This is a genomic window from Peptoniphilus timonensis JC401 (assembly GCF_000312025.1).
Classification (GTDB): Bacteria; Bacillota; Clostridia; order Tissierellales; family Peptoniphilaceae; genus Peptoniphilus_A; species Peptoniphilus_A timonensis.
Map to the genome: position 1 here is coordinate 58,043 of NZ_HE978598.1, position 12,222 is coordinate 70,264.

A 12,222-nucleotide genomic window follows, 5' to 3' on the forward strand; every position below is an offset into this window, starting at 1 on the left:
TGATTTTAATCTATCAAATTCAGCTTTTTCTTCAGAAAGTTCTACTTGAAGTTTTTTAAGTCTTTCTGCACTTGCTTCATCAGTTTCCTTTTTAAGGGCTTGATTTTCAATTTCAAGTTGCAAAATTCTTCTTCTCACTTCATCAATTTCTGTTGGCATAGAGTCAATTTCTGTCCTAAGCATTGCACAAGCTTCGTCCATCAAATCAATTGCCTTATCTGGCAAGAACCTGTCAGTAATATATCTATCAGATAAAGTTGCTGCAGCAATAACTGCTGGATCAGCAATTCTAATTCCATGATAAATTTCATATTTATCTTTTAATCCACGAAGTATGGCAATAGTATCTTCAACACTTGGTTCCTTTACCATTACCTTTTGAAATCTTCTTTCAAGAGCGGGATCTTTTTCTATATACTTTCTGTATTCGTCAAGAGTTGTAGCACCAATTGCGTGAAGTTCTCCACGAGCAAGCATTGGTTTTAATAAGTTAGATGCGTCCATTGCGCCATCAGTTTTGCCTGCTCCCACAATATTGTGAATTTCATCTATAAAAAGAATTATATCTCCTTCAGATTTTTTCACTTCATTTAGAACGGCCTTTAGTCTTTCTTCAAATTCTCCACGATATTTTGCACCTGCTATAAGAGCTCCCATATCAAGAGAAAAAACAGTTTTATTTTTTAGACCCTCTGGCACATCTTCAGAAACAATTCTTTGAGCAAGTCCACCAGCAATGGCCGTCTTACCAACTCCAGGAGGACCAATTAAAACTGGATTGTTTTTAGTCCTACGAGAAAGAATCCTAATTACATTTCTAACTTCTTCATCACGACCAATAACTGGATCAAGCTTTCCATCTCTTGCAAGCTCAGTTAAATCTTGACCATATTTTTTAAGGGCATCATAAGTTCCCTCTGGATTATCAGTAGTGACGTGTTGGTTACCCCTAATTTTTTTAAGAGCATTTAAAAATCCATCTGCATCAATTTTATTTTTGTTAAAAATTGAAGAAGAATCTGTCCCCTTCATATTCAAAAGTCCAAGGTAAATATGTTCAACTGAAAGGAAATCATCTCCCATTTTCTTCATAAATCCCTCTGCCTTTTGGAAGAGTTCTCTATAGGAAGAATCAGCATAAACTTCTGCGCCTGATTGCTTTGGAAGTCTTTCAATTACCTTTAAAATGTCACTTTTAATCATTTCAGGATTTTTGTCCATATATGTCAAGACCCTAGGTATAAGGCCTTCCTTGTCATTTAAAAGGGCGTAGTTGATGTGAATTTCTTTTACCTCTGGATTGCCGTATTCCTTCGCAGTATTGTATGCGCCTTGAACGGCTTCAAGGGATTTTTGAGTAAATTTGTCAAAATTCATAAAAACACCTCATTCATAATTAATCTATATTAAATATTATTTGCTTATTTTTTCTAATTCTTTATATAATTTTTCTTGTTCCTCGGATAATTCTTTAGGATTTACAATATTAAAGATCACATATAAATCTCCAACATTTCCCTTTAAATCCTTGAATCCCTTTGAAGGAATTCTCATCTTGTTTCCACCGACAAAATCTTTTGGAACTTTTAACTTTAATTTTCCCTTTAAAGTTTCAACAGTCTTTGTAGTACCAAGAGCTGCTTCCCAAGGATAAATATTTTCTGTCTTAATAATATCAAGGCCATCAAGAGAAAGATTTTTTTCATCGCGAATATTTATCTTAAATAAAATATCGCCTGGAAGACCAAACTTTTCTCCCTTTACCTTGACTTTCTTATTGCTTGTTATTCCAGCAGGAATTTTAACAGCAATATCATATTCCTCTTGTTTGTAAGTCAAAGAAACATTTTTAGTCACACCTTCATAGGCTTCTTTTATGGAAATAGAAAGTTCTGACTCAAATTTATTTCTCGCCTTTTTATTGGACTTTCCCCTTCCCTTAGAAGAGAAATCTCCAAAGATGTCATTTATATTGAAACCACCAGAGAAGTTGCCGCCTGATTTAGATGAACCAAAAATCGTTTCAAAGAAATCAGAAAAATCTGCTCCACTTCCTCCTGTGGTATAAGTGTAACCATATTGAGAAGGGTCAAAGTCATATCCAGATGAAAAATCATAATTAGATCCAAATTTATCATATTTATTTCTCTTATCCTTATCAGATAAAACCTCATAAGCCTCTGAAACTTCCTTAAACTTTTCTGCCGTAGCATCATCTCCTCGATGAAGATCAGGGTGATATTTTTTCGCAAGCTTCCTATAAGCGCTCTTTATCTCCTTATCATCTGCATCTTTAGAAACTCCAAGGATTTCATAATAATCTTTGTATTTCAAATTTTAACCTCCTCATATATTTAAACATTTAATCTCAAATTATTTATATCCCATTAAAAATAATTACAACATAAATAAATGTGAATTAAATTGATTATTTTCTCATTTAAATTAAATATTTTATTTCACTTTTTCTTTATGTGAAATCAATTTAAATTAAAAAGCTATGTCAAAAATAATTTTGACTATCTTTGACTATTTCATTATACAACATCATTAGCACTCTTGCAAGTAGTCTGCTAATTTATTTTTTTATTTTTTTAAAAAATTCTTGATTGGTTTTTGTGAAAACGATATACTTAATTTGTAAAGCTAGAAAAATAATATTTAGAAGAGGAGCATATCATGAGAAAGAACAACAAAAAAATATTATTATTTTCATCAGTCTTTTATTAATAGCACTGTTAACATTTACAGCTTGCTCAAAAAAAGAAGATAAGAACGCACCAGTAATAGGAATTTCTTGGTCAACAGATGAAGTAGACAAAGACTCCAAAGACAAAGTAGACATTGATACACAAATGTATGCAGACGCACTAAGAAAAGCTGGAGCAAAAGTTGTTTTCTTGAAAGAAATGAAATCACTTGATCAAGCTAAAAAAGAAATTAGTGAAGTTCAAGGTGTTGTTGTAACTGGTGGAGACGATTTAAACCCTGCACTTTACAAGGAAGAACCAATTCCAACATTAGAAGACATTAACCCAAGAAGAGATAAGTCTGACGTATTTTTACTTAACGCTTTATTAGAAGAAGACAAGCCAACACTTGCCACTTGCAGAGGAATGCAACTTACTAATATTTTATCAGGAGGAACTTTGTATCAAGATATAATTGTTCAAAAACCTACTGATATTGTTCATAGAGATCCTGAAAGAAAAGTTTTCGTAAAACACGATATTGAAGTTTTACCAGACAATATTTTAGCTGAAGGATTTGGAAAGTCAGGCAAAGTTGAAGTTAACTCTTGGCATCACCAAGCAATTAAGGACCTTGGAAATAACTTAGACATTTTGGCAAAGGCTCCTGATGGAACAATTGAAGCAATTACTAGAACTGAAAAGACATATTATTTAGGACTACAATTTCATCCTGAAGCATTAATAATTGAAGATAACAATGAAGATGCTTTAAATCTTTATAAAACATTTATCGTAAAAGCACAAGAATTATCACAACAAAAATAAAATTTAATCTAGTTTTACATTTTAGAGGGAAAAATTCCCTCTAATTTTTTTAATTTTTTAAATTTTTTATTGTCATATTCATACTACTATGTTAAACTAGTAACAGATTATTTAATACACTTTTTGATTAAATTCCTTTTACTCGCCGAGATAGTCTCGGCAATTTTTTTGCCCTTTTTTATAATATAATATTAATTAAAACTAGCATTTATTCTTATTCTTCTTGTTTTCTAAAGAATTTCACTTATAAATTTTTATTTTTGCTTCTTTTGTTTACCTAAAGCTTAATTAAAAAATTTTATCAAAAAACAGGTCACAAGGACCTGTTAATATTTTTATGAATTAAATTCTTTGTATTCTCTTTTTGCTTCTTCTTGTTCTTCTGGTATAACCTTGATGCTGGCCTTTATTATTCTCTTTTCAGCAACTGCAAGTTCTGTCAATATACATCCAGATGCCTTTACACTTAATTTTTTCTTTTGTTTTTCATCTGGGGATAAAGCCAAGTTTTTCGATTATAAGTCCAGAAATTGTTTCATGGTTTTCTGAATAAAGTGAAACTCCAAGTGCATCGTTTATGTCTTCTATGTCCATGGATCCATCAACTATATATTCATTTTCAGCAATTTTTTCAACATTGTGATCTTCCTTGTCGTATTCGTCTTCAATTTCTCCGACAATTTCTTCTACTATATCTTCTACAGTAACCATGCCAGAGAAACCACCGTACTCGTCAATTAAAATTGCCACATAGTTTTTTGATGCTTGCAATTCTTTTAAAAGCATGTCAATTTTTTTAGTTTCTGGCACATAATATGGTGCTTTTATACAGTTATCTAAATTTATAGATTCATAATTATTTTTTGCATATTCTACAAAAAGATCCTTAATATAAACTGTTCCCAGGATGTTATCTGTATTTTCTCTATAAACAGGCATCCTTGAATAGCCATTTTTCAAAACTTCTGTTACTGTTTCTGTTGTAAATTCGTCATAGTCCAACATATAAATTGAAGTCCTTGGTGTCATAATTTCATAGGCAAGTTTGTCATCAAAATCCATTATATTTACTATCATTTCTTCGCCAGCTGAATTTATAACTCCCTGTTGTGTTGAAACTTTTATATATGATTTTAGTTCTTCTTCTGAAATTTTCTCTTCAACATCTTCAGAATATTTTCCCATGATTTTTAAAACTAAGACTGTTGATAAAGACAACAGTTTGACAAAGGGATAAAATATTTTTGACGCAAAAGCAATTACATTACTTGCTTTAAGGGCAACTTTCTCTGAATTTTGTAGAGCAATTCTCTTTGGCACAAGTTCGCCAAAAACAAGGGTGATATAAGATAGAAAAAGTGTCACCAAAATAAATGCCACAGTGCTACCGTAAGGTATCCCGTATCCTCTTAAAAATTCTCCAAAAACTTTTGAAATAGAAGTGGCTGCAGATCCAGATGAGAAAAATCCTGCCAAAGTTATTGCAACTTGGATAGTTGACAAAAATCTAGTTTGATCTTGTGATAATGATAAAAGGGTTTTTGCCCTCTTGTCTCCTTCTTCTGCCAATTCTTTTATCTTGTTGTTGTTTACTGAAACCATTGCCATTTCAGCTGACGCAAAAAATGCGTTAATGCTTGTAAGTATTGCTATTAAAATGAGCTTAGCCCACAAGGCGCCATCGTCCATAACATCTTCCTCCATATCTTTTAGATTAATTATATCAAAGAACTTGTGATTGTAAAATAAAATAATAAATCTTATTTAGCTTTTTTATCTACTTGACAAGCTTTAGAAAAAAATTTATTGTGGTATTAATAAATCACGAGTTTAGATTGGAGGTAATTAATGAAAAAAATTAATAAGAAAATTATTTTACTCTTCTTAGTCGTAATTGGACTTTTCTCCACTTTTTTTGCAGGAAAAAAATCTATGAAAAATGAAATGGAGCCAGAAATTACATCAACTTTAATTTTTAATAAATTAATTAATGTAAGAGAACTGACAAGTCTTAAATATTACTACACAAATATGGGACAATTTGAAAATCAAAATACTTTTTTATGGCTACATAGTTCCCTTTACATCAAAAAATTCATTGTTTCCTATGATGGAGTTATCCATGCAGGAGTTGACCTGGAAAAAATGGAAGTTAAGCTAAAAGATAAAAGTATTGAAATAAAAATTCCAGCTTCAAAAATTTTAAGTCACGAAATTTATGAGGACTCTCTAAAAGTTTTTGACGAAAGAGAATCTATTTTTAATAAAATTGACATTGAAGATTACAATAATTTTTCTAAGGACCAAAAGAAAGAAGTGGAAGATAAGGCAATAAAAAGAGGTCTTCTAAAAGAAGCTGATGAAGAAGCTAAAAAAGCAATCGAGGAAACTCTTATAGGCGACACAATTTTAAGCAAATACGAAATAAAGATCATAAAAGACGAAAATTTGAAATAAAAAAAGGGTATTCAAAATGAATGCCCTTTTTATTTTAAATAGCTAATAATTTTTTTATATCTTTGTCTTTTACATCTTCCAAGTTCTTATACTTCCAATCTGGATCATTATCCTTGTCTATCATCTTAGACCTTATTCCTTCTTCCATCTCACCCATTTTTAGGCAGTATTTTAAAATTTTTAAATCTAGGTCCACAGTTTCTGGGTAGGACAAGTTCTTGCCCACAAAATATTTTTCAAATTGGAGATCCAAACTAAATTGAGATTTAGATTTCAGGTCTTTTAAAATATCTCTTGCAAATTCATCTTCCCTATTCTCTTCTAGAATTTTATAAATTTCTCCTAAGCTATCCTCACAGAAATATTTTTCTATTTTGTCTCTATTTTTCCAAACAAAAGTCTCATGACTTTCTTTTTTATATTTTTCTGCTTCTTCTCTTAGCTTCTCGATTAATTCATGACTAGAATAAGTCTCGGATAATTCAAAAAACTTTTCTCTTATCTTTTCATAATCCTTTGAATCAATATAAAGATTGGCAAGTCCATGTTTTATCAAGTCAGGAGATTCTAATAGTCCACCACAAAGTCCTACATATTGGCCAAGGGATTGTGGCAAGCTAGAAATAAATTTCCCCACACCTACATCAGGAACAAAACCAAGGTCAGTTTCTGGCATCGCCCATTTTACAGTCTCGTCACAAATGATAAAGTCAGAGTTTATACTGATGCCAACTCCACCACCCATAACTATTCCCTTCCAATAGGATACTATAGGTTTTTTATAAGTTTCAACATACTTGTCTAGTTCAAATTCTTCTACGAAGAGCTCGTCCTTATCATTACAATCATCATTTATGATGAAGTCCTTATAAAGATGAACTAAATCACCACCAGAGCAAAATCCCTTGTGAGATTTGCTGTCAAGAAGGACTGCTTTTATATTGTCATCCTCTTCCCATTTTTTTAGGATCTTACTTATATCCCTTACCATCTTTAAATTAAGGGCATTTATTTTATCGGGCCTATTAAAATAAATAAGACCAACATTTTTTACAACTTTCTCAACTATTAAATCATCTTTTTTCATTTTATCACCATCTATTTAAGCATATTTAATTTGTACCCAATTGATGGATAAAGAATTGATGATTCTAAGTAAAACAAAATCTTCTTGCATATACCTTTTAATTTTTTATCTTGGGCTCGAAAATAAGTTTTAAGATTAGATTATAAATTGGAAAAGATATGCCTACAATAGGCCAAATAATCCAAGATCTATCCCAATTGTTCGTCAAAAAAGAATAGGCTACATAGATTGCAGTTGCTGCAATCCAATAAATTCCAAAAAAGGGTTCGATTCTCCTCTTTAACTTTTTATTTCTTCTTCTGAAATCTCCCTCTTCCAATATTGCATTAATAGAGTTCATATAAATATTTACTCTAACCAAAATATTCACCCCCACAGCTATAAGAAGAAGCATGATAACCACTGAAATCATCATGGTCATATCTTCCACTGAGATAATCATTCCAACAAAAATTGGAATAACCGATGCCACCAATAGCAAAACTCCAATTATATTGTTTTTCACATAACAATCGTGGAAGCTCTCTTTCCTTTCTCTTGCCATTCCATCAACACCATAAGCTGTGTCTATGTCTTCATTTTCTATAAATTCATATTTTTTTAATTTCATAGACTCGCTTATAAATATACCTATAGCTACAATTATAAATAAGATTAAAACTATAAGAGAGATTCCATCTACTACATTTTCTGAAAATGGTATAAGATTGCTCTCATAAGCTTGTGATGAAAGTAATAAAAATATAGGCGAAATTACACAAAGAGAAACTCCAAGAGCAATATTTCTGCCAGAAACTTCTTTTAAATCTAGATATTCATTGGCTTCTTCCATGCTAAGCTTTATAAGTTTTTTGTCCTCCTCAAAGTCCTCATCTAAAAACTCAGGGTCTTCAATTTCATCTTTAATCAGATAGTCTGTTGTAACTCCAAATATTCTGCTAAGTTTTAAAATTTTTTCCATATCAGGAACTGACTGGGCACTTTCATATTTTGAAATAGATTGTCTACTTACACCAAGTTTTTCTGCAAGTTCTTCTTGTGACCAAGCATTTTTCTTCCTAAGATTTATAATTTTGTCTGCTAAAATCATAGTCTTACCTCCTTTTCTGAGTAAATTTTATAAAAATTTATGGTGGCAATCCATAAATAGTGCTTGTCAATTTGTAAACTCATGGTTGCAAGTCTTAAAATTTTCAAAATTTTCTCTTTTTCCTTTATTTTACAAAGTGTTTTTCTATGAAATATATAATTTATTTAAAGATAGTGTAAATTTTTTATAAATTTTTCCAATAAAAAATCCTGACTTTCGCCAGGTTTTTTTACTTTCTATTTTGTGACATCTCTACAATTAAATTTGCTATGCTTTCAAAGTCAAAGGAGGATGAATTTATTGAAATGTCATAGTTATGTGCATCTCCCCAAACTCTTCCAGTGTTTCTGCTGTAATGGTTGGCTCGTCTGTTGTTTTCACGAGTCATCTTTATTTCAAGTTTATCTTTTTTTATATTGTAAGTATTTAAAATTCTCTCTTCTTCAAACTCCTTGGAAGCGTAAATAAAGACAGACAATTTTGGGAAATCTTCCAAGACAAAATCACCACACTTGCCAAAGATAACTGCTTTTTTGCTTTTTGCAATTTCCCTAATAATTTTTGAATCTAGTAGAAAAGCTGCATCATTAGTTGCAATATCCTCTTGGGAATAGGAATAATTTTGTCTATATAAATCGTAGATAGTTCCCTGTAAAAAGGAGTCATCTTTTTTTATTTCTTCAGGCTTTACCTTTTTTTCAAGGCTCATTAGCTCTATTAATTTTTCATCAAAAAATTCGTAATTTAATTTATCAGCAACTTTTTTGGCAATTTCATTTGCACCGCTGCCATATTCTCCGTCGATTGTAATTATCTTTTTTCCTGCTTTTTGGAAAAGTTTTTCAAATAGTGACATATCTTCACCTCCCCACAATTATACAATAGGATTGTGAAATTTTTTTAATCAAATTATATATATTGTGAAATTTTAAGATTTTTTTAGTTTTTTTCTAAAAAAGCTTTCTATGGGAACTTGGGCAAGTAGTGTCGCCCCAAAAATTATTATAGCTCCAAATATTTCTCTTTCTGACATCTCTTGTGAAAGAAGAAGCCAGCCAAAGAGAGCGCCAAAAACTGATTCTAGTGAACTTATCATAGAAGCTATAACTGGATCTAAATCTTTTAGTGCCAAAAGCTGAATAGTAAAACCAACTCCAGATGATAAAATCCCTACATATAAAATAGTTAAATAGGATTTTAAAATTGCATCCATACTAACATCTTCAAATATAAAGGCTCCAATTAGAGAAGTAATTCCACAGATGGCAAACTGAATCATGGAAACCAAAACTACATTTGTTCCCTTAGAAAAATTTGTCATAATTAAAATGTGTATGGCAAAAACAAGAGCAGATAAAATTACAATTATATCTCCCTTATTCATGTGAAAATCTCCCTTTATAGAGAGAAGATAAGTTCCTATCATAGCAAGAAAAATGCAAAAAACTAATTTTATGCTAGGCTTCTTCCCCAAAAATAAACTAAGAATTGGAATAAAAACTATGTATAGGGCTGTCAAAAAACTTGCCTTGGCAGCTGTCGTGTATATTAGGGAAAACTGTTGAAGATTAATGGCAATAGTAAAAACTATTCCACAAATACTTCCTCCAACAATTGTCCTCTTCATGTCAAATTTTTCTTCCCTAAAGGATTTTGATTTTTTCCTAAAAAATATTAAGGTAAAATATAAAAATACCACTGCAACAAAAGACCTTGCTGCAGTAAAAGAAAGGGGCCCCAAGTGTTCCATTCCCGCTGTCTGTGCCACGAAGGCAAGTCCCCAAATAATTGCTGTTACAAATAACATTATGGACGCTTTAAACTCTCTTGTCATTTTTACACCACCCAAAAAACACCAATTCAGAAGTTTAAGTCTAAATTGATGTTAAAATTCTATAATTTAATATTATCATAATTTATCACGAAAAAATAGTAATGTGATTGGATTATTTTTATACTTTTATTAATTAGAACTTTTGCGATTCTCATGTATAATTGAAGTAGAGGTGAAATATGATTAAATTTAATTTGTATAAAGAAGGGGGACTAAAAGTCCACTTTGTAAAAAAAGATGAAGAACTTCCAAGTGAAATTAAAGATTATTTAGAAAAGAAAAAATTTTCTTATAAGTTCAAAGAAAGTCTATACCTTCCTAGCTTTCTTGAAGAATCAGAAATTTTTATGGGACTTGGAGAAGATGAAATAAATCTTGAAGATGTGAGAAATCTTTTCTTTGAACTTGGAAATATTTTAAGAAAAAATGAAGAACACGAAGTTGAAATAAAAATGCCAGACCTTGGTATGTGCAACAAAAAAACTATTATGGCAGCTTATGAAGGACTTCGCCAAGGTGAATATGAATTCACAAAGAAGACTGACGTAAAGGAAAAGAAGGCTGACTTTGAAATAACCGTCAACTACACTGCCTTTAAAGGTCCAGAAGAAAAACTTCGCGCCGGCTTAAATAAAATGGAAAATATTATGGATGGAGTTTTCCTTGCAAGAGACCTAGTAAACGAAAGAGCCAATGTAATTTATCCAGAAACTCTTGCTAATATTACTAAAGAAAAATTAGAAGTAGCTGGCGTTAAGGTTACAATTTATGAAGAAGATGAAATCGAAAAAATTGGCATGAAGGCCTTTTTAAGAGTTGCAGCAGGTGCAAGTAACCGCCCAAGACTTATTGTTATGGAATACAAAAATGTCGACACAGAAAAAGTTGCCCTTGTTTGAAAGGGACTAACTTACGACTCTGGTGGTTACAACATCAAATCTGCAGCTGGCATAAATTACATGCACTGCGATATGGGTGGTGCAGGCACAGTTATTGGTACAATCTATGCCCTTGCAAAGAACAGGCTAAGACAAATATAGTTGGAGTAGTAGCAGCTTGTGAAAATATGATTTCTGGATCATCTTACAAGTCAGGAGATGTAATTGACTCCATGAAGGGACTTACAATTGAAGTTGCAAATACTGACGCTGAGGGAAGAATTACCCTTGCCGATGCAGTTCATTATGCCACAAATGACCTTGGAGCAGAAAAAATTATTGACCTTGCTACACTTACTGGCGCGGTTACAATTGCCCTTGGAGAAGTCTACACAGGTGCAGTTACAAATAACCAAGACTTCTACAAGGAAGTCCTTGAAGCAGGAAAATTATCTGGAGAAAAAATCTGGGCCTTCCCTTATGATGAAGGCTACAAGAAATTAAACAAATCAGAAGTTGCTGACATTAAAAACACATCTGGTAGTCAAGCAGGCTCTGTTACAGCAGGACTTTTTGTTGGTGAGTTCGTAAAAGAAAATACGCCTTGGGTTCATCTAGACATAGCAGCAACAGCTTATAGAAGTAAAAAATCAGGCTATCTTCCAAAGAATGCAACTGGAGTTCATGTAAAGACTTTAAATAACCTATTAGACCCAACAGATTGCTAAAAATTTAAATCACAACCACTAGTTAAGGCTAGTGGTTTTTTCAATTAAAAAACCCACCTTATTTCTAAGATGAGTATTTATATATCTTCTAAATTTATTTCACCATGTAAGCTATAAATCTCTGGTCCATTATTTTCTGATTTTCCCATATCTTCTCTTATAGAATAAGTGAGATAAAAGCTAAAGTGTTCTATACCCTTATAGTCTTTAGCCAATTCAAAATCTTCTGAAAGAATTTTATATTCATAAAATTCTCTAATATTTTCATCTTCCAATAGCCTAAAATTAATTTCATAATTTTTAGGGTCTTGGAATTTTATCTTATTATCTTTATCCAGTAATAATGTAAAAGAAAACTGGCTATTCATCTTTCTTCCATAAAAGTCATTATCTTGACTTATCATTACGTCTCTATAAAGGTCACGGGAATTTTTATTGATAATATTTGCTTTTACTTCTTCACTCATAACATTGGAATTATTCTTATTATTTAATTTGTCCTTATTTGTTTTTCCACAAAAGTATATTAACAATGATAAAGATAAAATGATTGCCAAAACTATTCCAAATTTTTTTCGCATCAATAATACCTCCGTTAAAAATATCCAAATATTTTATCATTTTATATAA

The 12,222-nt window shown here is 31.3% G+C and carries 9 protein-coding genes and 2 pseudogenes; 3 read left to right on the forward strand and 8 right to left on the reverse strand.

Annotated elements, in window-relative coordinates; translation table 11 throughout:
* Positions 1-1,377 (reverse strand): Clp protease N-terminal domain-containing protein (locus HGPT_RS08455; RefSeq protein WP_040542939.1); only part of this gene is annotated, 1,377 nt, incomplete at its 3' end.
* A gap of 36 nt (positions 1,378-1,413) precedes the next feature.
* The gene (locus tag HGPT_RS08460; protein WP_019139414.1) at positions 1,414-2,334 is read right to left on the reverse strand and encodes a DnaJ C-terminal domain-containing protein; all 921 of its coding nucleotides are present in this window, start codon (positions 2,332-2,334) and stop codon (positions 1,414-1,416) included.
* 284 nt (positions 2,335-2,618) lie between these two features.
* On the opposite strand from HGPT_RS08460, the gene HGPT_RS08465 reads away from it, so the two are divergent.
* Positions 2,619-3,518 carry a gamma-glutamyl-gamma-aminobutyrate hydrolase family protein gene (locus HGPT_RS08465; protein WP_019139415.1) on the forward strand — a complete coding sequence of 300 codons (900 nt, stop codon included), beginning with the start codon at positions 2,619-2,621 and terminating at the stop codon, positions 3,516-3,518.
* Positions 3,519-3,853: 335 nt separating this feature from the next.
* On the opposite strand, the pseudogene HGPT_RS08470 reads toward HGPT_RS08465, so the two are convergent.
* Positions 3,854-5,207, reverse strand: a pseudogene (locus tag HGPT_RS08470) (hemolysin family protein).
* Positions 5,208-5,366: 159 nt separating this feature from the next.
* On the opposite strand from HGPT_RS08470, the gene HGPT_RS08475 reads away from it, so the two are divergent.
* Positions 5,367-5,975 (forward strand): DUF4230 domain-containing protein, encoded by a 609-nt coding sequence (locus HGPT_RS08475; protein ID WP_019139418.1) that lies wholly within the window; start codon positions 5,367-5,369, stop codon positions 5,973-5,975.
* Between the two features lie 34 nt (positions 5,976-6,009).
* On the opposite strand, the gene HGPT_RS08480 is transcribed toward HGPT_RS08475, so the two are convergent.
* From HGPT_RS08480 to HGPT_RS08495, 4 genes are all read right to left on the reverse strand, one after another.
* Positions 6,010-7,062: an enoyl-CoA hydratase/isomerase family protein gene (locus tag HGPT_RS08480; RefSeq protein WP_019139419.1), complete on the reverse strand. Its 1,053-nt coding sequence runs from the start codon at positions 7,060-7,062 to the stop codon at positions 6,010-6,012.
* A 97-nt stretch (positions 7,063-7,159) separates the two neighbouring features.
* On the reverse strand, positions 7,160-8,152 hold the full coding sequence (locus HGPT_RS08485) for a helix-turn-helix domain-containing protein (protein ID WP_019139420.1): 993 nt from the start codon (positions 8,150-8,152) through the stop codon (positions 7,160-7,162).
* 229 nt (positions 8,153-8,381) lie between these two features.
* Positions 8,382-9,008, reverse strand: a complete 627-nt coding sequence (locus tag HGPT_RS08490; protein ID WP_019139422.1) for a cytidylate kinase-like family protein — start codon at positions 9,006-9,008, stop codon at positions 8,382-8,384.
* A 72-nt stretch (positions 9,009-9,080) separates the two neighbouring features.
* Complete coding sequence (locus HGPT_RS08495) at positions 9,081-9,986, reverse strand: DMT family transporter (protein WP_019139423.1); 906 nt, start codon at positions 9,984-9,986, stop codon at positions 9,081-9,083.
* A gap of 179 nt (positions 9,987-10,165) precedes the next feature.
* Between HGPT_RS08495 and HGPT_RS08500 the strand changes: the two are divergent.
* Positions 10,166-11,592: pseudogene (locus HGPT_RS08500) on the forward strand (leucyl aminopeptidase).
* A gap of 77 nt (positions 11,593-11,669) precedes the next feature.
* Here HGPT_RS08500 and HGPT_RS08505 read toward each other — a convergent pair.
* Complete coding sequence (locus tag HGPT_RS08505; protein WP_019139424.1) at positions 11,670-12,173, reverse strand: hypothetical protein; 504 nt, start codon at positions 12,171-12,173, stop codon at positions 11,670-11,672.
* Positions 12,174-12,222: the final 49 nt, after the last annotated feature.

What these genes read in the sequence shown, in the direction of transcription:
- HGPT_RS08475 (WP_019139418.1), top strand. Translation starts at nt 5,367, where the DNA reads ATGAAAAAAATTAATAAGAAAATTATTTTACTCTTCTTAGTCGTAATT.
- HGPT_RS08505 (WP_019139424.1), bottom strand. Translation starts at nt 12,173, where the DNA reads ATGCGAAAAAAATTTGGAATAGTTTTGGCAATCATTTTATCTTTATCA.
- HGPT_RS08490 (WP_019139422.1), bottom strand. Translation starts at nt 9,008, where the DNA reads ATGTCACTATTTGAAAAACTTTTCCAAAAAGCAGGAAAAAAGATAATT.
- HGPT_RS08495 (WP_019139423.1), bottom strand. Translation starts at nt 9,986, where the DNA reads ATGACAAGAGAGTTTAAAGCGTCCATAATGTTATTTGTAACAGCAATT.
- HGPT_RS08485 (WP_019139420.1), bottom strand. Translation starts at nt 8,152, where the DNA reads ATGATTTTAGCAGACAAAATTATAAATCTTAGGAAGAAAAATGCTTGG.
- HGPT_RS08480 (WP_019139419.1), bottom strand. Translation starts at nt 7,062, where the DNA reads ATGAAAAAAGATGATTTAATAGTTGAGAAAGTTGTAAAAAATGTTGGT.